Annotated in this window: 20 protein-coding genes; 11 read left to right on the top strand and 9 right to left on the bottom strand. The window is 47.9% G+C overall.

Going from position 1 to position 21,965, the window contains the following annotated elements; genetic code table 11:
• Entirely contained in the window at positions 1-1,806 is a 1,806-nt protein-coding gene (locus tag OIR97_RS05755) for an acyl-CoA dehydrogenase (protein ID WP_169544634.1), read from the bottom strand.
• 322 nt (positions 1,807-2,128) lie between these two features.
• Here OIR97_RS05755 and OIR97_RS05760 point away from each other — a divergent pair, with 322 nt between their 5' ends.
• Positions 2,129-2,731, top strand: a complete 603-nt coding sequence (locus OIR97_RS05760; RefSeq protein ID WP_169544635.1) for a 2OG-Fe(II) oxygenase — start codon at positions 2,129-2,131, stop codon at positions 2,729-2,731.
• Between the two features lie 12 nt (positions 2,732-2,743).
• On the top strand, positions 2,744-3,346 hold the full coding sequence (locus OIR97_RS05765) for a 2OG-Fe(II) oxygenase family protein (RefSeq protein WP_169544636.1): 603 nt from the start codon (positions 2,744-2,746) through the stop codon (positions 3,344-3,346).
• A 3-nt stretch (positions 3,347-3,349) separates the two neighbouring features.
• On the opposite strand, the gene dgcA is transcribed toward OIR97_RS05765, so the two are convergent.
• The 4 genes from dgcA to OIR97_RS05785 all read right to left on the bottom strand — a co-directional run bounded on the left by dgcA (position 3,350) and on the right by OIR97_RS05785 (position 7,881).
• The gene (gene dgcA, locus OIR97_RS05770) at positions 3,350-4,336 is read right to left on the bottom strand and encodes an N-acetyl-D-Glu racemase DgcA (RefSeq protein WP_169544637.1); all 987 of its coding nucleotides are present in this window, start codon (positions 4,334-4,336) and stop codon (positions 3,350-3,352) included.
• Entirely contained in the window at positions 4,333-5,334 is a 1,002-nt protein-coding gene (gene dgcN, locus OIR97_RS05775; RefSeq protein ID WP_169544638.1) for an N-acetyltransferase DgcN, read from the bottom strand. Before dgcN ends, dgcA begins: the two co-directional genes overlap by 4 nt.
• A 40-nt stretch (positions 5,335-5,374) precedes the next feature.
• On the bottom strand, positions 5,375-5,941 hold the full coding sequence (locus OIR97_RS05780; RefSeq protein ID WP_169544639.1) for a gamma carbonic anhydrase family protein: 567 nt from the start codon (positions 5,939-5,941) through the stop codon (positions 5,375-5,377).
• A 161-nt stretch (positions 5,942-6,102) separates the two neighbouring features.
• The gene (locus tag OIR97_RS05785; RefSeq protein ID WP_169544640.1) at positions 6,103-7,881 is read right to left on the bottom strand and encodes a putative bifunctional diguanylate cyclase/phosphodiesterase; all 1,779 of its coding nucleotides are present in this window, start codon (positions 7,879-7,881) and stop codon (positions 6,103-6,105) included.
• Between the two features lie 368 nt (positions 7,882-8,249).
• Between OIR97_RS05785 and OIR97_RS05790 the strand changes: the two genes are divergently transcribed.
• The 6 genes from OIR97_RS05790 to OIR97_RS05815 all read left to right on the top strand — a co-directional run bounded on the left by OIR97_RS05790 (position 8,250) and on the right by OIR97_RS05815 (position 15,849).
• The gene (locus tag OIR97_RS05790) at positions 8,250-9,131 is read left to right on the top strand and encodes a MurR/RpiR family transcriptional regulator (protein ID WP_169544641.1); all 882 of its coding nucleotides are present in this window, start codon (positions 8,250-8,252) and stop codon (positions 9,129-9,131) included.
• 8 nt (positions 9,132-9,139) lie between these two features.
• The gene (locus OIR97_RS05795; protein ID WP_169544642.1) at positions 9,140-10,465 is read left to right on the top strand and encodes an aspartate aminotransferase family protein; all 1,326 of its coding nucleotides are present in this window, start codon (positions 9,140-9,142) and stop codon (positions 10,463-10,465) included.
• 8 nt (positions 10,466-10,473) lie between these two features.
• Positions 10,474-11,307: a BKACE family enzyme gene (locus tag OIR97_RS05800; protein WP_169544643.1), complete on the top strand. Its 834-nt coding sequence runs from the start codon at positions 10,474-10,476 to the stop codon at positions 11,305-11,307.
• Between the two features lie 176 nt (positions 11,308-11,483).
• On the top strand, positions 11,484-12,458 hold the full coding sequence (locus tag OIR97_RS05805) for a TAXI family TRAP transporter solute-binding subunit (protein ID WP_169544644.1): 975 nt from the start codon (positions 11,484-11,486) through the stop codon (positions 12,456-12,458).
• A 125-nt stretch (positions 12,459-12,583) separates the two neighbouring features.
• Positions 12,584-15,406, top strand: coding sequence for a TRAP transporter permease (locus OIR97_RS05810; RefSeq protein WP_169544645.1), 2,823 nt, complete (start codon positions 12,584-12,586; stop codon positions 15,404-15,406).
• Between the two features lie 14 nt (positions 15,407-15,420).
• Positions 15,421-15,849 (top strand): universal stress protein, encoded by a 429-nt coding sequence (locus OIR97_RS05815; RefSeq protein WP_169544646.1) that lies wholly within the window; start codon positions 15,421-15,423, stop codon positions 15,847-15,849.
• A gap of 33 nt (positions 15,850-15,882) precedes the next feature.
• Here the strand turns inward: OIR97_RS05815 and OIR97_RS05820 are convergent, their stop codons facing one another.
• Positions 15,883-16,263 carry a c-type cytochrome gene (locus tag OIR97_RS05820; RefSeq protein ID WP_246201974.1) on the bottom strand — a complete coding sequence of 127 codons (381 nt, stop codon included), beginning with the start codon at positions 16,261-16,263 and terminating at the stop codon, positions 15,883-15,885.
• A 234-nt stretch (positions 16,264-16,497) separates the two neighbouring features.
• On the opposite strand from OIR97_RS05820, the gene OIR97_RS05825 reads away from it, so the two are divergent.
• Positions 16,498-17,625, top strand: a complete 1,128-nt coding sequence (locus tag OIR97_RS05825; RefSeq protein WP_169544647.1) for a DUF2336 domain-containing protein — start codon at positions 16,498-16,500, stop codon at positions 17,623-17,625.
• 3 nt (positions 17,626-17,628) lie between these two features.
• On the opposite strand, the gene OIR97_RS05830 is transcribed toward OIR97_RS05825, so the two are convergent.
• Together OIR97_RS05830 and OIR97_RS05835 are read right to left on the bottom strand one after the other, a co-directional pair.
• Positions 17,629-18,315 carry a lysoplasmalogenase gene (locus OIR97_RS05830; protein WP_169544648.1) on the bottom strand — a complete coding sequence of 229 codons (687 nt, stop codon included), beginning with the start codon at positions 18,313-18,315 and terminating at the stop codon, positions 17,629-17,631.
• Positions 18,315-18,773, bottom strand: coding sequence for a thioesterase family protein (locus OIR97_RS05835; protein WP_169544649.1), 459 nt, complete (start codon positions 18,771-18,773; stop codon positions 18,315-18,317). Before OIR97_RS05835 ends, OIR97_RS05830 begins: the two co-directional genes overlap by 1 nt.
• Before the next feature lie 177 nt (positions 18,774-18,950).
• On the opposite strand from OIR97_RS05835, the gene OIR97_RS05840 reads away from it, so the two are divergent.
• A complete protein-coding gene (locus OIR97_RS05840) occupies positions 18,951-20,330 on the top strand; it encodes an FAD-binding oxidoreductase (RefSeq protein WP_169544650.1) in 1,380 nt (459 codons plus the stop codon).
• On the opposite strand, the gene OIR97_RS05845 is transcribed toward OIR97_RS05840, so the two are convergent.
• Positions 20,327-21,166 carry a pentapeptide repeat-containing protein gene (locus tag OIR97_RS05845; RefSeq protein WP_169544651.1) on the bottom strand — a complete coding sequence of 280 codons (840 nt, stop codon included), beginning with the start codon at positions 21,164-21,166 and terminating at the stop codon, positions 20,327-20,329. The two genes, OIR97_RS05840 and OIR97_RS05845, sit on opposite strands and share 4 nt — an antisense overlap.
• Before the next feature lie 151 nt (positions 21,167-21,317).
• Here OIR97_RS05845 and OIR97_RS05850 point away from each other — a divergent pair, with 151 nt between their 5' ends.
• On the top strand, positions 21,318-21,959 hold the full coding sequence (locus OIR97_RS05850; RefSeq protein WP_169544652.1) for an HAD-IA family hydrolase: 642 nt from the start codon (positions 21,318-21,320) through the stop codon (positions 21,957-21,959).
• Positions 21,960-21,965 lie beyond the last annotated feature (6 nt).

Genomic DNA, 21,965 nt, shown 5'->3' on the forward strand with positions numbered 1-21,965 from the left:
TTAGAATATCTCTGCAGAAGCTGAAAATGTGGTGTCGTCCACAGAGCCCAGTAGTTTTGACCAAGGCTCTACTTTACAGAGTTCAAAGCGGTAAAAATACTGGCAGGCTTGTAGTTTGCCTAAATAGAAATTCTGATCATCCTTTGTCGGGCCCTGATTTAATTTTTCAGACGCAACCAAAGCCTGTTTTAGCCATTGCCAGGCAAGAACAAGATGCCCGAACATATCAAGGTAAAGTGTCGCGTTGGCCAAGGCGAGATTGATATGACCCTGTTGCATTTCAGCGGCCAGCGCCCGGGTGACATTGACCACATTTTCAATCGCGTGATCCAAAAGATCAGAGAACTCGGCCAAAGCCGGGTTTTTTCGGGCGCTTTGGCTGGTTTCAGTCATTTTTCGGACCAACAGTTCAAGGCCAGCCCCTTTATTCATGATGACTTTTCGGCCTAATAGATCAAGACCCTGAATACCGTGGGTCCCTTCATGTATGGGGTTCAGGCGATTGTCTCGGTAATATTGCTCAACGGGATAGTCGCGGGTATAGCCATATCCTCCCAGAACCTGAATGGCATGCTTGTTGGCTTCCAGGCAAAACTCACTGGGCCAAGACTTGACGACCGGTGTCAAAATATCAAGAAGGAGTGACGCTTCTTTCTTTTTGTCCTGATCCGTTTCAGTATTTTCATCATCCACAAGTTTTGCTGCATACAGACACAGACCCAAGCCACCCTCAACTGCCGCTTTCTGCGCTAATAAAAGCCGCCGGATGTCCGCGTGTTCGATCAGGTTTAGCTGATTGGATGACGCGTCTTTGCCATCTGGATGGCGTCCCTGTGGCCGGTTTCGAGCATATTCCAGACTGTAAAGATATCCGGCATATCCAAGGCTGACTGCCCCAAGGCCGACCCCGATGCGGGCTTCATTCATCATGTGAAACATGTAGAAAAGACCTTTGTGGGCCTCCCCGATCAGATAGCCGGTCGCTCCTCCTTTTTCGCCCAAGTTAAGGAGGGTGTTGGTTGTCCCGCGATAACCCATTTTGTGGTTCAAGCCTGCAAGACTGACATCATTGCGGTCACCGATACTGGTATCATCGTTCACCAGAAATTTGGGAACAATAAAGAGTGAAATACCCTTAACCCCTTCTGGTCCGCCCGGTATTTTGGCGAGGACCAGATGCACAATGTTTTCTGACAGTTCATGCTCGCCTGCTGAAATCCACATTTTGTTGCCCGTCAGACGGTAGCTGCCATCTTCCTGAGGAATGGCTTTTGTTTTTATATCAGAGAGGGATGAACCGGCCTGAGGCTCAGAAAGGCACATTGTGCCGAAGAAACGCCCGGCAATCATCGGTTCCATAAATCGTTTTTTCTGGTCTTCCGTCCCATATGCCCGAATAACGTTGGAAGCGCCTACTGTCAGAAACGGGTATCCAGAAGTGCCTACATTCGCCGCATTAAAAATGGCACTGCAGGTCATGGCAATGGTCGCCGGAAGCTGCATTCCGCCATGGTCATAGTCGTGCTGGGCACCGATAAAACCGGCTTCAATATAGGCATCGAGAGCCTCTTTGACTTCAGGAATGATGTGTACTTTTTCACCGTCAAACGTCGGCTCGTTCAGATCAGCTTTCCGGTTGTGAGGCTCGAACAGGTCGGCGGCGATATTCATGGCGGTGTCAATTACGGCATCAAAGACATCCTTATCATGGTCGGCAAACCGTTCACGTTCAGAAAATTGCGCGACGTCCAGCATTTCATGCAGTTGAAAGGAAATATCCCGTTGGTTCATCGTCGGTGTTGTCATGTCAATTTTGCCTATTGTGATGTCTTGTGATCATTCTCGTTATGTTATTGGTTTACCATACCTAGCCTGCGATTCCAGTGGATAACAGGCAAAAAATCAATATTTTGCGGGTGCTTTTTCTGATTTAAGCCGCCCAAAGCAATCGAAAATGGTGTTTGCCGTTGCGTCAATTTTCCGGTTCTGCCTGGTTTTTCATTTTCGACCTAATTTTGTTGGCGTGCGACCTAAAAATAATTTAGCTTTGTAGTGTGACGGTGATCACAGATAAGAAAAACGGAATACGGGAATTCCAGATCACTTTCACAATGTGGGAGATTAAGTAATGATTGTTTTGCCATCGGCACCGCTTAGAAATAGCAACACCGCGTCGGTGTATGTGAACCAAGTTTTTTCCGAGACCGAGTGTGATAAAATACTCGACGCCCTGGATGAGCAGAAATGGGAAGAGGCGATGATCGGCGGTGTGGCCGGGAAAGGGAAGTTTACGATTGAAAAAGACTATCGTAGCAACTTTCAGCAAACCGTTCCCGTCGATGAACTGGGATTTCCGTTGAACCGGATCGCCGAAGAAATCAGTGTGGCGAATTCCCAACTCTGGCGGTTCGACCTTGGTGGTTTTGTTAAGGATGACATGCCGTGGGTGATGAATTATTGCCGAACAGGCGATCATAACGATTGGCATGTTGATCTGGGCCAGGCTGCTACTGCATCCCGTAAATTGGGCTTTTCATTACAGTTGACTGAAGGGACTGAATATGACGGTGGTGACCTTGGTTTTCACCGAATTGAGAAGTCTCGAAAAGACTTGACCGGTAAGGGCACTTTGATTGTGTTTCCGTCCTTTTGGCTTCACAGGGTTGCGCCAATGACAAAAGGGGCGAGGAAAGTCGTCGTCGGTTGGGTCCATGGCCCTAGTTTTCGATAAGGGACCAGAGTAATGCATATACCTCTTTTACCGATGAGAAACCCCAATGTGTCGCTGTCCATGCATTGGCCTGTTTTTTCGCCTCAGGAATGCGCGTCTATTATAGCTCAGGCAAATGCCAAGGGATGGGATAAGCGTTTACCCATTGGTCCGGGTAATACTAAGATTTTTCCAGATGCGAAAATGGTGCCCTATATTGAAAGGCAGGCGTTGCCAATTGGGAAAAACGCTTATCCACTGGATCAGATCAGTTATGGTATTAATCAGGTAAATTCAGATAACTGGCGATTTGAACTGTCCGGTATTCCCGGGGATGATATGCCCTGGCTGGTTAAGCACAGTGCTGGCCGTGCAAAAAAAGAAGACTGGGAAGTTGATCTGGGTCCGGCTCAGACAAGTTCCCGAAAACTATGTTTTATTGTTCAGCTATCTGATCCAAAATCCTATTCTGGCGGTGATATATTACTGCACAATATCCCAGTCGATCAGCAGGGCTTCCGGCAGCAGGGAACACTGGTTGTCTTCCCTGCATACTGGTTGCACCGGATTTCAGATGTGACCAAGGGGCACCGCCATTCGATTGTCGGTTGGATCCACGGTCATAATTTCAGATAAAGCCTATCCCCAAAGCTCTGTTTTTGGGGGGTGCATGACGCTATCGTCAAACTGGATGCCGTTCGGACGGTCCTTGTCGAGAAGGAGAGGGCCGTCTAAATCGACAAAGCGCGCAAAACTTCCCAAAAGCATGGCAGGCGCCATGGCAAGGCTTGTTCCGACCATGCAGCCAACCATGATGCCCAATCCAAACTCCCTTGCCGCTTCTGCTAATAGAAGGGCTTCTGTCAGTCCGCCTGTCTTGTCCAGTTTAATGTTGATGTAGTCATACATCGGCGCAACCTCATCAAGGGTCGACGTATCGTGACAGCTTTCATCCGCACAAACGGGAACCGGCCGATCCATATCGGCAAGTATGGCATCTTCCCCTGCGGGAAGTGGCTGTTCAATCAGTTCTACGCCAAAGTCCGCCATTTTCTGGAAATAATAGTCCAGATCTTTTGGTGCCCAGGCTTCGTTGGCATCAATTATCAAACGCGATTTTGGTGCGGCGGAGCGGACCGCGGCAACACGTTCTACGTCAAGGTCGCCCCCAAGCTTTAGTTTCATCAATGGCCGGAACGCGTTTAGCTGTGCGGCCTCTCCCATTTTTTCGGGGGTATCTAGCGACAGAGTATAGGCCGTAATCAACGGGCCTGATTCTTTTAAGCCTGCCAAACTGGCAACCGAACGCCCGGATTTCTTTGCTTCCAGATCCCAAAGGGCTGTATCGATTGCGTTCCTTGCAGATCCCGAAGGCATCAAAGTCAGCAGATCCTGCCGGCTTGCACCATGGGCTATCTGTTCACGAATGGCTGAAATTTCGCCAAGAACCGTGTTGAAGGTTTCACCATATCGTCCATAAGGAACGCACTCTCCACGCCCCGTCAAGTCGCCCTCTTTGATCGTGACGACAACAACTTCAGCTGTGGTTTTTGCGCCGCGGCTGATGCGAAAGCTGCCCCGAATGGGCCAGCTTTCCTGTTTTGCGTCAATGGTACGAAGGGTCATTTCAGTTGGTCCACAATTTTCGCAACGCCCGTGCGATAGGCGTCTACGGCAGGCAGCCCATATTTTTCTTCCAGTTCAGCAAGATAGGCGTCGCCTTCTTCCACGGACAGACCGGATGTATTCACACTGATCCCAACAAATTTTGCGTTTTTGTTGGTCAGGCGCGCCGTCGTAAGGTTCAAGTCCATACATTCCTGCAAGTCGGGCAACGCATATTCAGGAATACCGCGCATATGTGTTCGGGTTGGCTCGTGGCACAGGACCAGTGCATCGGCCTGCGCACCATGTAACAGGCCCAAGCTTACACCGGCAAAAGAAGGGTGGAACAAGGAGCCCTGACCTTCGACAATATCCCAATGGTCTTCATCATTCGCCGGGGAGAGAATTTCGACAGCGCCGGAGATAAAATCAGCGACAACGGCGTCGATTGAAATTCCTGTACCAGCAATAAAAATACCCGTTTGGCCTGTTGCACAGAAATCAGCCTTCATTCCACGGGCCTTCATTTCTTTTTCAACGGCAAGGGCCGTGTACATTTTACCGACAGAACAATCCGTTCCCACGGCCAATAAGCGTTTTCCGCTTCGCGGCAGTCCTTTACCGGTCGGAATGGTGCCTGTTGGATGGCGGACATCAAACAGGGCGCGACCGTATTTCTCGGCGGCTTCCTTGATTTCGGGCACATCGGCCAAACGGATATGCAAGCCACTGGCGATATCCATACCGGATTTTATTGCATCCGTAATTTTCTCGATCCAGTGTTCCGGCAGGAACCCACCCGAGTTGACAATACCGATGACCATTGTTTTTGCACCTTGCTGAATGGCATCTTCAATTGTGATGTCATCGATCCCTAAATCAGCTTTGCAGCCATCCAGGCGTAGCTGACCCAGGCACCACTCTGGACGCCAATCGACAATCCCTTTGGCTGTCTTTGCACCTAGTTGGTCACCGACATCACCTAAGAACATCAAATAAGGATGTTGCATTTCACTCATAATACCTCCGGTACTTGAAAGGTCTGGTTAGACGTTCTGTCTAATCCTGTTGTAGTTTGCTGATTTCTAGGTTCAGCGCTTGCATGCAGTCTTCGCTGGACCATTCTCGATGCTCACCTTTGGAATAGGCGAGTGCATTACGGTAATACATAAACGCATTTGCCCGACATTTCACATAGTTATTTTGTGTGCGAACAACTTTTCCAGGGGTTCCCATGACAATCGAGTTGTCCGGGATGATTGTTCCTTCTTTTAGGAAGCTATGCCCGGCAATGATACAATTGTCGCCGATGACGCAACCATCCATAATAGTTGTGTTTATTCCGATCAGGCAATTGTCACCGATTGTGCAGCCATGGATCGTGCAATGGTGGGTGATCGAGCAGTGGGCGCCGATATGGGTTCCCGTAGTGTCTCCGATATGGATCATGACAAAATCCTGAATGTTGGTGTGTTCACCAATTGTAACTTCTTTGGATTCTGCCCGGATAACGGAATAGGGCCACAGGGAAGAGCCTTCACCAAGGGTGATACGGCCATACATCAAGGCTGTTGGGTGAATGAAAGCTGCTTTTTCAGCGTTGATCTCTGGGCCAAATTTGCTCATGTCCATCTTCTTCTTTCGGTATGGTATGTGGAGCGCAACCTGAACTTTCCCCGCAGAAAGCGGCAGATCAGGCAACAAAACGCACTGTATCAGCAGGGTTGTTTTGTCGTCAAACAGATGTTCTTGGAAAGAAGAGGGGCACGGGATAAAAAGAGGAGGAGTTACCGGAAGCCTGCCCATGGTGATGTTTGCAGCCAGTTTTCCAACGCTTCGACATCCACTGGTCGGCTCATGTAATACCCTTGCGCCACATGACATCCCAAACCGGCAAGCATATACCAGGTTTCGCGGTCCTCTACACCTTCTGCAACGACAGCCAAATCAAGATTTCTGGCAAGCTCAAGAAGGGTTCGAACTATGACCGCATCGTCTGAGATTGAGTTCATGTTCAGAACGAAACTCTTATCAATTTTGATCTCATCAACCGGCAATTTACGGATATAGGCCAACGATGTGTAGCCTGTTCCAAAGTCATCAATTGAAATTTTAAGACCAAGTTCGTGCAGACGCATGAGCACATCAGAGGCCCGAACGACATCAGAGATGATGGCGCTTTCAGTGATCTCGAGTTTCAACAATTCTGCAGGAAACTGGGATTGTTCCAGTAGTCTGTTTACAATATCCGGAAATACCGGGTTATGTAAAATGAGCGCCGAAATATTGACGGACATAGATAGTCTATGGCCTTGTTTCAACCAGTTGCTGCCTTGACGGATGGCGGCGTCGAGAACCCAGCGTGTCAGAGATTCAACATTGCCGGACCCTTCCGCCAGGGGAATAAAACTATCTGGGAATAAAAGGCCCTTTTCAGGATGTTGCCACCTTACCAGCGCCTCAACGCCCACAACAGTGCTATCATGCATCCGGATCATGGGTTGGTAATGCAGTCTTAGCTGATTATTCTCGATTGCATTGGGTAACTCCTGAGCCAGACGCAACTGGTGCCGCCGTTCCGTGTCTTCACGTTTCGTATAAACCATGAAACGGTTTTTCTCGCGTTTCGCTGTATATAGCGCAGAAACCGCCTTGTGAAGGAGAGTTTCGGCTGTATCGTGTGGCTCGAGTTTAGCGATGCCCATGGTCGCACTGAGGGCAGTGCTTTGTTCATCAATAAAATAAGGTTGGCGCAGTTCATGGGACAGACGCGCTGCAATGGTTGTGTCTGAAACGCGTGATAGATGCTCGCCATGTAAAAGCAAAGCAAACTCATCATCTCCGAGCCGGCCAACAAGACTGTTTTCTGGCGCGAATTGTTTTAATCGGTCCGCAACTGTCCTCAGGATCTGATCACCAAAGCCATGACCTTTGCTTTCATTCAAGCCTTTAAAACTATCCAGATCAAGGGTGATAAGGGAAACAGGTTCATTGTTGGACATGGATGTTTTGATCGTCTCGTTCAAATGAACGCTAAAGCTTTGTCTGTTCGCCAGCTGGGTGAGGGAGTCTTTCGCGTGAAGGGCGCCAATATCTGAAAAAAGAGTACCTGCCGTTTGCTGTAATTTTCTAAATCGTTCACTGTTGATCAGCAGAGTGTTGACCCGAGAATTTGTAAGCTCACCTTCAGGGATACAGTCCGCGGCGCCTTCAAACATCAACTCACTGGGGCCATTTACGACCACAACAGACAGGAGTGAATGGCTATGGGTATGGGCGCGAAGTAACTTGGAAATTTGTTCTCTGCCTAAGCTGAAACAGACAAAGGCGAGGTTGTACCGACCACTGGAGAGTTCTGTATTTGTGTGGCTGTTATATTCATTGAAGTGTGCGGATGTTTTGATCCCTAAATCCTGTAACATGTGATGCAGGGTGTCGCCGGGCTCCAGAACCACTGCATTGACCGGCAGGCTATCCAGACTGTCTTCTCCAACATCTCCGGTTTGTTCTGCCGGCGATGTCCAGTTTCTGGAAAGCTTCAGTGAATTTGGTTTGAATGAAAACAAAACGTCGCTCTACTAAAAAAGAAATACGCGCCACATCCAACAGACTGACGATGTGCACTCAGGAGTATTAGTGGAACTCTGTAAATAAGGTCTTAAGATTTCCAGCGGACTTGATAAAAAGAGAGCGTTATTTCGGCAATTCTAAGATCATGGCGTCAGCGGAAACTGGTTTCATCATTCTTGTTATGGTTAATAAAACCTGTTCTATTTCAGGGAACTGAGAGAAATCAGGGACTAGCCAATTTGGAATAGATACAAATGAATTTAAAATATAAATATGAAACATTTGTTGCATTGTCGCTGGGTCGGAAATATACTTTCTAAATAATGTGAGCCAGGGCGCTTTTTGGATCTATGGATTTGTTTAAATGGCGATAAAAAAACAGGACTTTGATCTTATTCAGGCGCTGGAAGTAGAATTTGATTCGCTTAGTCCTCAATTAAAAAATGCAGCCCGGTATATTATCAGTGCACCTGACGAAATCGCCTTATATTCCATGCGGGAGATAGCGGGTCGGGCAAAAGTTGCACCGGCGACGATGGTGCGTCTTGCCGATCGCTTTGGCTATGATACTTACAATAAATTCCGTGATGATTTTCGGAAAAGGATTGCCGCGCCGGTTACCGGATACGCTGCCCGGGCAAGAGCACTGCGGCATCGACAGAATATAGTCGGTGGATCCAGTCTGGGATCAGAGATGCTGGCGGCAGAAAAAGAAAACCTGATCGGTACCTATCAGGCCATTTCTAATGATCAATTGGAACTGGCGGCTGAAGCCTGTCTCGCAGCCCGGAAGATTTATGTTGTTGGTTTACGTAAATGTTTTCCCATTGCCTATTTCTTTCATTATGGCACGCGATTGTTTTTCCCCTCATCAGTTCTTGTTCAGGGCCAGGCCGGATTGTTTCGGGAGGAAATTTCCCAAATTGGAAAAGAAGATCTCGTCTTTGCCGTTGCCTTCGAGCCCTATACAAGAGAGACTGTCGAGACATCAGAAGCCGCGCGCGAAGCCGGTGCCACACGAATTGTCATTACGGACAGTTCTGTGTCCCCCCTCGCAAAGGATGCGGAGTTTGTTTTCATCGCCTCCAATCGAAGTCCATCTTTTTACAGATCTCTGACAGGTGCACTCTCAATTGCGCAGGCACTGGTTGCGGCCATTGTTTCCAAAACGGGCGATCAAGCGATAGAGGCATTGGATCAAATGGACGCAAAGCTCCGCTCTAGCAATACATACTGGTATAAATAGGATTTGCCATGACTCATGTTTTTCATCGCGCACCCGGTCATCAATACCCTAAAGCAGTAAAAGGGGATGGTGTTTATATTGAAGATGCTGAAGGCCGGCGATATCTGGACGCTGGCGGGGCCGCGGTGTCCTGCCTGGGACACAGTAATCAATCGGTCAATGATGCGATCAAGGAACAGGTTGATCGAATTTCATTTGCCCATTCCGGCTTTTTTACCAATGAGCCGATGGAAGAGCTTGCTGATTTTCTGGTTGAGCGGGCCCCAGGCCGTTTGGATAAAGTCTATTTTGTATCGGGGGGATCCGAAGCGGTTGAGGCAGCGCTGAAACTGGCGCGCCAGTATTTTATTGAAAAAGGACAAACGAAACGAACTCGTTTTATTTCCCGCCGTCAAAGTTATCACGGTAATACCCTGGGTGCGCTGGCGGCAGGCGGAAACGAATGGCGCCGTGAACCCTATGCGCCCTTGCTGATGCCCGTTTCTTTGATTGCCCCATGTTACGCTTACCGGGGAAAGAATTCCGGCGAAAGCGATTTTGATTTTGGGCAGCGGGTGGCCAATGAACTTGAAGCTGAAATACTAAATCTGGGTCCAGAGACTGTTTGTGCGTTTATCTGTGAGCCGGTTGTTGGCGCTACGCTTGGCGCGGTTCCAAGCGTCGAGGGTTATTTTAGGAGAATTCGTGAAATCTGCGATCAGTATGGCGTGTTGTTGATCCTTGACGAGGTAATGTGCGGAATGGGGCGAACCGGAACACTGTTCGCCCATGAGCAAGAAGAGATCACGGCCGATATTATGGTTACAGCAAAAGGGCTTGGAGCCGGGTATCAGCCTATCGGGGCCATGCTTGTATCTGATGAGGTTTTTGACGCCGTTTTAAACGGCAGCGGCTTTTTTCAGCATGGACATACCTATCTTGGGCATCCTGTCGCGTGTGCGGCATCGTTAGCCGTTCAAAGATTTGTCGAAGATAACCAATTGCTTCAAAATGTCATGAAGCGGGGGGAAGAACTTCAAACAGAATTGCGCCGGTTGATGGGACAGCATCCCAATGTAGGTGATATTCGCGGCCGTGGGTTGTTTATTGGCATGGAGTTTGTTTCAGACCGTGAAACCAAAGCGGCATTTGACCCTGCCAAAAAACTGAATAAAAAAATTAAGGCGGCTGCTATGGCGGAAGGACTAATGTGCTACCCTATGGGCGGCACCATTGATGGCCAGAAAGGCGATCATCTTCTGCTTGCGCCCCCTTTCATCATTGAAGACAAACATGTGGATGAAATCACAACCAAGCTTGAAAAAGCTATTCTAAATGCACTTGGTTCGATATAGGTGACCTGATGAACGACTTATTGTCCAATGTGCCTCCGCTGATCATTACTGTCGCGCCAAATGGGGCCAGAAAAACGCGGGAGGATCATCCAGCTCTTCCCATCACTCCAGAACAATTGGCGGAAGAAGCATTGCTATGCAAGCAGGCAGGGGCATCGATGATCCACCTGCATGTTCGCGATGATGCAGATCGCCATTCTTTGGATGTTGGCCGGTACCGCGCGGCGACTGATGCAATTCGGGCCCGCTGCGGAGAGGATCTCATCATTCAGGCAACAACAGAAGCCGTCGGACAGTACACCGCCTCTGAACAGATGGCTGTAGTTCGAGAGTTGCAACCGCAGGCCGCGTCCCTTGCTATTCGTGAGTTGGTGCAGGAAGGGGATCTGGGAGAGGCGACCGAGTTTTTCCATGAACTCACTCATATGAAAATCATGCCTCACTATATTCTCTATTCAGAGGAAGACCTGCAATGGTTTCAGACTTTGGTTGAACAAGGTGTGATTCCGGAAAAAAACATCTTTTTACTTTTCGTTCTGGGCCGCTATTCCGCGGGGCAGGTTTCAAGCCCTCAGGATTTATTACCGTTTTTGACATCCTTGAACATGCAGGTTCCCTGGTCCGTATGCGCGTTCGGCCCAATGGAGCACGCGGCAGCCAGCGCGGCGGTGGCTATGGGAGGGCATGTGCGTGTGGGTTTCGAAAACAATATGCGACTGAAGAACGGGCAGCTGGCGGATCGCAATAGCGATCTGGTTCGTCAAATAGCGGACGTTTCGACGTCAGTAGGGCGTCCGATTGCGACTGCTGAACAGCTTCAGGCGATAGTCAGGGCAGGTTAATATTAGAATAAAAATCAACTTATGTTTACATTCGAAAAAGTTGGTTTAGTATTTTCCAAGAGAGTAGGAACGATCGCTATCTTGGGAGGAAGCTTGGCCCATATATTGAGGCCAGGCACGTAATGTCGAATAATTAGAATGAGTTATTTGGCGAAAGACAGGTTGAGGAGAAAGAAATGAGAAAGTTCTTTACTGTATCTGCAGCGGCGACAGTCGCACTTGGTGGTGCATTGCTTGCCTCTGCACCAGCGCAGGCAGAAAAATTTATTACGATCGGAACTGGTGGTCAGACAGGTGTCTATTATCAGGTCGGTGGCGCAATTTGTAAACTTGTCAACCGTGGCACAAAAAACCACGACATCAAATGTACGCATACGACGGGTGGTTCCACGAAAAACATCAATGGTATTCAGGCCGGTGATCTGGATATGGGTGTTGCTCAATCAGACTGGCAGTACCATGCGTATAATGGAACGGCACCAAAGCAGTTCCCTAAAGGCGCGTTTAAAGAATTGCGGGCTGTATTTTCTGTTCATCCAGAGCCGTTCACTGTTGTTGCACGCACCGATTCAGGGATCAAAACTTTTGATGACCTGAAAGGCAAGCGGGTTAACGTCGGTAATCCTGGTTCCGGACAGCGTGGCACGATGGAAGTTGTTATGGAGAAAATGGGTTGGACAATGGGTGATTTCGCCCTTGCTTCCGAACTTAAATCTTCAGAACAGTCTGCAGCTTTGTGTGATAACAAAATTGACGCAATTGTATTCACGGTTGGTCACCCGAACGGATCAATCAAAGAAGCAACAACGTCATGTGATGCAAAACTTGTCAATGTTGACAACGATGTCATTCGCAAACTGGCAGCGGACAACGATTACTATGCAATGGCAACCATTCCGGGCGGCATGTATAAAGGATCTGATGAGGATACAACAACTTTTGGTGTTGGCGCGACTTTCGTCTCCTCTACAGCAACATCTCCTGATGTTGTTTACCAGATTGTGAAAGCAGTTTTTGATGACATTAAACGGTTCCGCAAAATGCATCCTGCATTTGCAAACCTTGATCCAAAGAAAATGATTGTGAACAACCTTTCTGCACCTCTTCATGAAGGCGCTGTTCGCTATTATAAAGAACAGGGCTGGATGTAATCCGCTTTATCAGGGACGGCTTAATCGCCGTCCCTTTTGCGTTTCTAAACGTATTTTTTTGATATTGGGGTTTGTAACCCGCCAATCCAGTTTTGGATCTTACGGGTTGTAAATAAGGGGGTTACATGAGTGATAAACTCAATAAAGAGGGTCCTTTAAGCAACGAAGAGCTAGAGGATCTGGTCGCGTCCACGGATACTGGCGGACGGACTCCAGACAATGCATTTATCGTAAAATTAATGATGGGCCTCGCGCTTGTTTGGTCCGTGTGGCAAATCTGGATCGCTTCACCATTGCCATACATTTTTAATTTTGGCGTGTTTTCGGGCAAAGAAGCCCGGCCAGTTCATTTGGCCTTTTCAATTATTTTGGCATTTATGGCCTATCCGGCCTTTAAGAAAAGTCCTCGCCACGAAATTCCTTTGGCAGACTGGGGGCTGGCGATCATTGGGGCGCTTGCCACCATGTATCTGTTTGCTTTTGATACAGCCTTTGGCGACACTTTAACAGGTTCTAGACTATCAGATCGGCCGGGAAATCCTATTCTTCCAGATATCATTGTCGCTTGCGTCGGTGTTGTTGTTCTCTTGGAAGCGACTAGACGCGCGCTTGGCCCGCCTTTGATGATTGTCGCGATGGTTTTCCTCGGATATACCTTCCTTGGTCCTTATGCCCCGGGCATCCTTGCTTGGAAAGGTGCAAGTTTTGGTGCGGTTGCTGATCATCAGTGGCTTTCTTCAGAAGGCGTATTTGGCATTGCACTCGGCGTTTCTACGGGTCTTGTTTTCCTTTTTGTTCTGTTCGGTGCGTTGCTGGACAAGGCCGGCGCTGGAAATTACTTCATTAAGGTCGCTTTTTCATTGATGGGGCACTTGCGAGGCGGACCGGCAAAAGCCGCGGTTGTCGCATCGGGCATGACAGGCTTGATTTCAGGCTCCTCTATTGCCAACGTTGTCACCACCGGCACATTCACCATCCCAATGATGAAAAGAGTAGGCTTCACTCCTGAAAAAGCAGGAGCGGTCGAGGTTGCTTCGTCCGTGAACGGACAGATTATGCCGCCTGTTATGGGGGCCGCGGCCTTCCTGATGGTTGAGTATGTCAATATCAGTTATTTTGATGTGGTCAGGCATGCATTTGTGCCCGCGATCATTTCCTATATTGCGCTTGTTTACATTGTCCATCTTGAGGCGATGAAGCTGGATATGCAGGGCTTGCCAAAAGCAGGTGAAACAAAACCTGCCAAATTGGCCTTGCTTTCCTTTGGTATTACTCTGTCTGCCGTTCTTGCAATTGGCGGCGGTCTATATTACCTGTCCGAGCTGTTCAATCTGCTGGGTTCAACCTTCAACAAACTGGCTGCAATTCTGATTCTGATTGCCCTTCAGATGGGTGTCTTTAAAGGAATTGTAGCGCGATCAGCCGAAGGCACCAAGGCATTGATTTTTTCTAAAGGGGCTGTTGTCCTTTGTAATGTCGTCATCGTGTGCTTTGGTATTTTCTTTGCGGTAAACCTTATTCGCGAATTGGCTGGAAGCGACCTTACACCTTGGATCGTGGGGGCCAGTATTCTGGTTGTCTACATCATTCTGATTTCCATTTGTGCAAAATATCCTGATTTGGAAGTTGATGATCCGAATGCCCCGGTAACCGCGTTGCCGGAGCCCGGTCCCACCGTTATGGCGGGTCTGCATTTTCTATTACCAGTTGCGGTTTTAATCTGGTGCTTGATGATTGAAAGACTATCACCTGAGCTCTCTGCCTTCTGGGCCGTCGCTTTAATGATTTTCATTCTTTTAACCCAACGTCAGGTATTCGCATTTTTCCGTAAAGAAGCTCAGACTGGAAAACTAAAACAAGGGTTTAGTGAACTGGTTGAAGGCCTGATTGCGGGTGCGCGCAACATGATCGGTATTGGTATCGCAACCGCGGCCGCTGGTATCATCGTTGGTACTGTGTCTCAAACTGGTGTTGGGCTTGTTCTTGCGGAACTGGTTGAGTTTCTCAGTCAGGGGCAAATCCTGCTTATTCTGATTTTTACTGCGATCCTAAGTCTTATCCTGGGAATGGGCCTTCCAACGACAGCAAACTATATTGTTGTGTCTTCGTTGCTGGCTCCGGTGGTTGTCAGTTTGGGGCAGCAGAACGGACTGATCGTGCCTTTGATAGCCGTGCATCTGTTTGTTTTCTATTTCGGTATCATGGCTGATGTAACACCACCAGTAGGGCTTGCATCCTTCGCCGCTGCAGCGGTGTCGGGGGGTGATCCCATAAGGACAGGTTTCGTTGCCTTCTTCTATTCCATGAGAACAGCTATCCTTCCGTTCCTGTTTATCTTTAATACGGATCTGTTGTTGATTGATGTGACACCTTTGGAGGGTGTCGTTGTGTTCATTGTCGCGACGGCAGCCATATTATTGTTTACGGCTGGTACTCAGGGGTACTTTTTTGCGCGATCAAAAATGTGGGAATCAGCACTTCTGATCCTGATTGCATTTACCTTATTCCGTCCCGGATTTTGGATGGATCTGATATCGCCACCTTTCTCCAAAACAGAACCTGCTACGTTGGTTGACGTGATGGGCAGTTTGAATAGCGGCTCTGAAATGCGGCTCATTGTGCAGGGAGAAGATGATGTGGGTGATCCGCTCGTCTTTACAGCAATACTCCCTGTTTTGGACGGTGCGACTTCAGAAGAGCGTCTTGAGAAGGTCGGACTGGAACTGCTGATCGAGGGTGATGAGGTTATTATTGATAACGCAGCATTTGACAGTCCAGCACAAGCTGCTGGGTTGGATTTCGATCAGAAAATTCTCAGTGTATTAGTTCCGGTTAGTCAGCCTGCAAAAGAGCTTATGTATATTCCGGCTCTTATATTGTTGGCTTTTATCGGGTTAATTCAGCGTCGGCGCAGCAGAGCCGCTCAGTCTGAAGCGGCTACGGCCTAAAGGGGAGAAAAAATATGTTTCAACACATTCTTCTTGCTGTTGATCTGGAGGCAAAGAACTCTTGGTCAAAATCAGTACCGGAAGCTGTCAATTATGCAAAAGCTTTTGGGGCGACGTTGCATGTGATTACCGTCGTTCCTGATTTTGGAATGAGTATAGTCGGTTCATTTTTCCCAAAAGAACACGAGGGAAAAATGCTGGAGGATGCTGCGAAGCGGCTTCATGAGTTCGTCGATGATAACATCCCGAAAGAGGTGAAATCCCAGGTTGTCGTTGGGCATGGTTCCGCCTATGAAGAAATTCTGGCGATGCAGAGAAAGCTCAAATGTGATTTGATAATTATGAGCGCTCACCGGCCTAAAATGCAGGATTATCTGCTGGGCCCCAATGCCGCCCGGGTCGTCCGCCACGCAAATTGTTCTGTGTTGGTCGTTCGGGACTAAAAGAAAAGCGGCCCGATTGCCGGGCCGCTTTTTTTACTTCAGCGTTTCAAGATACGCGATGACATTTTGACGCTGGCTGTCTTTCTTAAGACCAGCAAAACTCATCTTAGTGCCTTTGAGGTATTTTTTGGGTTTTTTCAGAAAAGCGTCCAAAGTGGCAGCATCCCAAGTGATGTCAGCCTCTTTCATTGCTTTAGAATATTTAAATCCATCGTGAGTTCCGGCTTTTTTTCCGACGACACCGAAAAGGTTTGGTCCGATTTTGTTTTTCCCGCCTTCATCTACAGTGTGGCAGGCCTTGCATTTTTTAAAGACTTTCTCGCCTTTTTTTGCGTCGCCTGCAGCCATTGCTGTTGAGGCTGCCAGTGTCATGACGATCGCCGTACCACAGGCTAACAGCATTGATGATTTCATAAATCTCTCCTATTCGGTTACTTCTGGGTCGCAAAAACTCTCTAGCTTTTCCGAAAATATACGCCATGATTATAAAAGAAAGAGTTTTGTGACTAAAATGGGTCGATTTGTCGCGGTTCATGCAGAAGAATTTTTCTTGCGCCTTAAGCGAAAAAGTATCGCGATATTAAGATAATATTAATGAAACCCCTGTTACATCGTAGGGTAGGAATAATCTAGTTTATTGGAGCCAATGTGTCAGAAAACGGTTCTTTAAGTCCAGCCGATGTTGAACGGCTACTCACTGATCGTTCTGCGGAAAACAGAGCGAAAACAGTAGAGAAAATTGCCGGAAATCTTGTGGCAAACGAATTCAGCGACAAAGAACGGGCGGAAGCGGAAGAAATCTTTCGGGTTCTGGCAAGTGATGCTGAAATTCTTGTCAGGCAGACACTTGCAGACACGTTGAAGAACCTTCCGGATCTTTCTCACGATATTGCTGTGTCGCTTGCAAGCGACATTGCAGACGTGGCAACGCCTATGCTGACTTTCTCGGAAGCGCTGAGCGATCAGGATCTGTTCGATATTATCAGTTCAAAACCGGAAAGCCATCAAGCCGCGATCGCTGAGCGTTCAGTCGTCTCAGAAGCGGTGTCCGAGAAATTGGCGGATACTGGTAACAAAACCGTTGTTGCCAAATTAATGGAAAATGAAGGCGCCCAGATTTCAGAAGAAACCTTTGAAAAGGTTTTGGATGAGTTTGGGGATGATGAACTCGTGAACGCTCCAATGGCGAAACGGAGTGAGCTTCCCATAACGGTGACGGAGAGACTGGTTACTCTGGTGTCCGACAAGCTGAAGGAGCATCTGGTCAGTCATCATGAGATGTCACCCGCGATGGCAACCGATCTGATCCTTGCAAGCCGGGAAAAAACGATGGTCGGTTTGCTGGGCTATGCAAGTTCTGGCGAGCTTGAACGCTTGATCAATCAACTTTATGACAACGGCCGACTAACGCCAACAATTATTCTCCGTGCTTTATGTGTGGGAGACATGGATTTCTTTGAAACCGCATTATCAAAAGGGTCAGATATCGCTGTTTCAAACGTTCACCTATTGGTTAATGATGCCAGTGGTCAAGGGCTCAAACAGCTTTGTAAGAAGTGCAAGATCCCGCAAGGGGTTGCGGAGATGATGCGCGTCGCTGTCGATGTGGTGAACGAGCTGGAATATGATGGCGATCCTGGTGATCGGGAACGGTTCAGAAACCATGTAATCCAAAGGGTTCTTACCCATTTTGAAGATCGATTTGACGCTGAAAATGTCGACTATCTGATCTCCAAAATCGCTGAACACGATTCCAACAGCACCGAAGCTGCTTGATCCCTATTTTTCAGAGAGAAGGAACGACCGTTCGGTTGTTCCTTTAATCACCGCAAGTGTGATTAGCAACTGGGCGGTAAAATAAGTTACCCAAATGTAGGTTCCCGCCATGGGAATTGGCATTAGAAACTTGTTGATAGCAATCATTGCATCGGAAATCATAAAAAGAAATGCACCACTGACTAATAGTTTTGCTGGCAGGTGACTGTAAATTGCAGACAGGGTCATTAATGCAATGACAGTTACATAAATACTCACCGGGGCTTTCAGATTCCCTAAATGCGCCCAGAGTATGCCGATCATCCCAAGCCCAATCAGGACCGTAGCGCCAACAAGCATCTGTCTTGACTTCGGTAGCGGTGCTGGTAATCGATATCGGGTAAAGACGGCGACATAAAGAAGGTGGGCCACCAGAAATGATCCCAAACCCTGAATGAAATAATCAGATGTTCGAATGGCAAGAAAAATGTCGCCTAAGCATGAGGCAAGTAATGCCGCCGTCATCAGCTTCTGGGCTTTTCCCGGCGGCAGATTTGAATAGGCGAATAACGCGAGAAGGAAGCACCCGCCGGCTTTCAGTACAATGAAAGCGATTGACCCCTCAATCACGGGAGCAACCTGATACGCCACGGCGAATATAACGGCGGTAACAAGTAAGGCGGCATTATTATAGCTGCTTGAAGAAAGCATTATGTGGTCTTCTTTCTGCGAATACCGATTTGGGCCCTCAGTTGATCGGGCGCGGGAAAGTCTTTTTGGGCAGCATATAAAGCCTGAAGGTTGCCCAGTATATTGGCAGGCATCGGGTGCGCCTTGGGTCCGGATGCATCAATATGCAAGATCATCTGCTCGGACGTGGCAGCAAGAAAACCTTCCTGTTCATGATACATTTCCAGGAAAAGGTGAATGCGCTTGTCATCAACATCGACGACCCTGAAGGTAATCAGTAGCGGGTCGTTTGCCTTTACCTCCTGCCTGTAAGTGACGTGTGTCTCAAGGACATAGACGGTGCAGTTCGACGCATCACGGTAGGCCCTGGTCAATTCGATCTGGTCCAGCAAATTGTCAAGTGACTGGTCAAAAGCCATGACGTAATACGCAACGTTCATATGGCCATTGTAATCGATCCATTCTGGACGAACGTTCACTCTGTTCAGTTCTTTAAATCCATTTTTTATCATTTGGGAAGAGTAGCGGTTTTTGCCTATGTGTAAATATCTTCTTGCCGTGTAATTCTTGGAGTTGTAAGTCCACAGGGATAGATATTTTTGAAGATCCACTTTTTTCCGTCGCGGAAGTAAAGTGTGGCTGACAGGGAGAGCGCTATGTCATTACATCCGGAAAAACTGGAAACTGTAAAATCCAAGTTGCAGAAAATCTTGGGAGACAGATGTACGACGGCGCATTCTGTTCTGCACCAGCATGGCACAGATGAAAGTTGGCATATACCGTGCCCTCCCGACATTGTTTGTTTTGCGCACTCGACAGAAGAGGTCTCGCGAATTGTAAAGATTTGCGCAGATAATCAGGTTCCGATTATCCCTTTCGGCGCAGGCACGTCCCTGGAAGGACATATCAACGCTGTTGAAGGCGGGGTCTGTATTGATCTGGGACAGATGAATGAAATCCTGAAGGTCAATACTGAAGACCTTGATTGTACAGTGCAGCCCGGCGTCCGGCGCAAGCAACTGAACGAATATTTGCGGGATACAGGTTTGTTTTTTCCGATTGATCCGGGTGCAGATGCCTCCATCGGTGGCATGGCGTCCACGCGGGCGTCCGGTACCAATGCGGTACGTTACGGTACGATGCGCGAAAATATTCTCAACTTGACTGTGGTCTTGCCGGACGGGAAGATCATCAAAACGGGCGGCCGGGCTAAAAAAAGCGCAGCTGGATATGATCTGACCAAACTGTATATTGGTTCCGAGGGAACGCTAGGGATCATTACGGAAATTACGTTGCGCCTTTATGGTATTCCCGAAGCAATTGCAGCAGCAACCGTTTCATTTGAAGATATCGAAAATGCCGTTCAGTCCGTTATTCTGACCATTCAAACGGGCGTGCCAATTGCTCGGATCGAATTGTTGGATGATGTTCAGGTGGATGCTATCAACAAATATTCCGGTTTGGATCTTCCTGTGCAGCCTCTTTTATTTCTGGAGTTTCATGGCAGTGAACAAGGCGTCAAAGAACAGTCCGAAATGGTGAGAAGTATATGCGATGATTTTGGAGCCCGCGATTTCACCTGGACAGTTCAGGCGGAAGACCGAACAAAATTGTGGCAGGCCCGTCACGATGCTGCTTACGCTGCAAAAGCTTTGCGGCCCAATGCATCCATATGGGCAACCGATGTGTGTGTTCCAATTTCAAGGCTTGCCGATTGTATTATGCAAACCAAAGCGGATCTTGATGAAAGTGATTTGATCGCGCCAATTGTTGGTCATGTTGGCGACGGCAATTTTCACTTGGCGTTTGTTCTCGATAAGGACCGCCCGGAAGAATTTGAAGAGGCCGAACGGATCAATGGGCGATTAATTCAACGGGCCTTGGAAATGGAAGGGACTTGCACCGGAGAGCATGGCGTCGGGTTGGGTAAACGAAAATACCTAAAACAAGAGCTTGGTGATGCTGTCGATGTAATGCGCGCCCTGAAGATGGCGCTGGATCCTCAGAATATCATGAATCCAGGTAAAATTATTTAATCAGCTTCACAGTTGGGAATAGACAGGCCTTTCGGTAATTTAGTCTGTTTATTCCCGCAGGCATTTTCGAGTTGCTCCTGTTTCAGGTCTTCAACACCACTCAGATCCGCACCTGAAAGTTTTGCACCCCAAAGAATGGCGTCATCCAGATTGGCGTCTCCAAATTTAGCATTCGTCAGATTTGCCCGAAAGAAAACGGTTCTACCTAGCAAAGCCCCGGAAAGATCCGCATTCTCCAGATCAGCGCGGCTCAATCGCACGTCTTTCATGCGGGCTTTCGTAAAGACTGCGTTCTTCAGAGTGGCGCGTTTAAGATTAGCACTCGTCATCTTGGCAGATGAGAAATTTGCGTTGGAGAAGTCACTCCGCTTCATATTGGCATTCCGCAAATCAGCTTCCGAAAAGTTGCTGTTCTGTCCGGTCGCATTTTCCAGATCAACTTCTCTCAAATCAGCCTCTTGCAAGTTCGCGCCGTTCAGATTTGCTTTTTCAAGATCCGTATTGCGAAGTGTTGCTTCCTGCATATTGGCATTCTTCAGGTTCGCTTTTTCAAGATCAGCGCGTCTTAGATCCGTGTCCTGTAGATTGGCGTTTTCCAGATTGATATCTTTCAGAATGGCATCTCGCAAATTACTGCTGGAAAGATCAGAACCGGGCATAATCAAGGATTGAAGCTTCGAGCCTTTCAGGTTGCATTCTGAACATTTGCCGGTTTCTTTTAAAGTATTCATATCGGAATCACTCATCGCCAATGCGATTGGTGATAGAGAAACAAGAAATGTCGAGAGTAACAACACGGCTTTCATAAGACGCTCCCAGAAGATGGACAGGATCATACTGTATACCCCTTTACTTATGAACGTCTCTCAAAAATTCAATCGAGACAGATATTTGACTTCTGAAATTCATACTGTCAGTATCTCAAAAAAAATAAGAATATAGGATAAAACCGGTCGCGCCGGACTTCTCACAGATATGGATGGAAAAATGATAACTGCAGTCCTTTGGGATTTTGGTGGAGTGCTGACAACAAGCCCATTTGAGGCATTTAACAGGTTCGAAAAAGAACACGGACTTCCAGAGAATTTTCTAAGAACAGTTAATTCTACCAACCCTGACACCAATGCTTGGGCCAAGTTCGAGAGAAGTGAAATCTCGGCGGAAGAATTCGATGGACTGTTTCAGAGCGAAAGTTCATCACTTGGTCATTCTGTTGCTGGCAAAGAAGTGATTGCGTTGCTGTCAGGTGATATTCGGCCTAAAATGGTGGCGGCGCTAAAGGAAATTTCCAAGGACAGAAAGTGTTATTGTTTAACAAACAATGTTCCGGCAGGCCAAGGCCCGGGAATGAGCCGGTCAGAGGAAGCGCGTGCTGCCGTCGCCGAGGTAATGTCCCTTTTCGATGAAGTGATCGAATCCAGTAAAATTGGAATGCGTAAACCAGATCCAAAAATTTACGAATATGCCTGTAATCGTATGGGGGTATCAGCCGATGAAGTTCTGTATTTGGATGATCTTGGCATAAACCTGAAGCCCGCAGCCTTAATGGGCATGAAGACAATTAAGGTCATTAGTGAACAGCAGGCACTTACCGATCTTGGTCGCGCACTAGGGCAAACGTATCTTTAAAAAACA

The organism is Sneathiella aquimaris, assembly GCF_026409565.1.
Taxonomy (GTDB): Bacteria; Pseudomonadota; Alphaproteobacteria; order Sneathiellales; family Sneathiellaceae; genus Sneathiella; species Sneathiella aquimaris.

Coding starts and splice junctions, on each gene's coding strand:
- OIR97_RS05800 (WP_169544643.1), top strand. CDS start 10,474: ATGAACGACTTATTGTCCAATGTGCCTCCGCTGATCATTACTGTCGCG.
- OIR97_RS05815 (WP_169544646.1), top strand. CDS start 15,421: ATGTTTCAACACATTCTTCTTGCTGTTGATCTGGAGGCAAAGAACTCT.
- OIR97_RS05845 (WP_169544651.1), bottom strand. CDS start 21,166: ATGATCCTGTCCATCTTCTGGGAGCGTCTTATGAAAGCCGTGTTGTTA.
- OIR97_RS05830 (WP_169544648.1), bottom strand. CDS start 18,315: ATGCTTTCTTCAAGCAGCTATAATAATGCCGCCTTACTTGTTACCGCC.
- dgcA (WP_169544637.1), bottom strand. CDS start 4,336: ATGACCCTTCGTACCATTGACGCAAAACAGGAAAGCTGGCCCATTCGG.
- OIR97_RS05755 (WP_169544634.1), bottom strand. CDS start 1,806: ATGACAACACCGACGATGAACCAACGGGATATTTCCTTTCAACTGCAT.
- OIR97_RS05760 (WP_169544635.1), top strand. CDS start 2,129: ATGATTGTTTTGCCATCGGCACCGCTTAGAAATAGCAACACCGCGTCG.
- OIR97_RS05780 (WP_169544639.1), bottom strand. CDS start 5,941: ATGAGCAAATTTGGCCCAGAGATCAACGCTGAAAAAGCAGCTTTCATT.
- OIR97_RS05805 (WP_169544644.1), top strand. CDS start 11,484: ATGAGAAAGTTCTTTACTGTATCTGCAGCGGCGACAGTCGCACTTGGT.
- OIR97_RS05850 (WP_169544652.1), top strand. CDS start 21,318: ATGATAACTGCAGTCCTTTGGGATTTTGGTGGAGTGCTGACAACAAGC.
- OIR97_RS05840 (WP_169544650.1), top strand. CDS start 18,951: ATGTCATTACATCCGGAAAAACTGGAAACTGTAAAATCCAAGTTGCAG.
- OIR97_RS05795 (WP_169544642.1), top strand. CDS start 9,140: ATGACTCATGTTTTTCATCGCGCACCCGGTCATCAATACCCTAAAGCA.
- OIR97_RS05810 (WP_169544645.1), top strand. CDS start 12,584: ATGAGTGATAAACTCAATAAAGAGGGTCCTTTAAGCAACGAAGAGCTA.
- OIR97_RS05765 (WP_169544636.1), top strand. CDS start 2,744: ATGCATATACCTCTTTTACCGATGAGAAACCCCAATGTGTCGCTGTCC.
- dgcN (WP_169544638.1), bottom strand. CDS start 5,334: ATGAGTGAAATGCAACATCCTTATTTGATGTTCTTAGGTGATGTCGGT.
- OIR97_RS05820 (WP_246201974.1), bottom strand. CDS start 16,263: ATGAAATCATCAATGCTGTTAGCCTGTGGTACGGCGATCGTCATGACA.
- OIR97_RS05790 (WP_169544641.1), top strand. CDS start 8,250: ATGGCGATAAAAAAACAGGACTTTGATCTTATTCAGGCGCTGGAAGTA.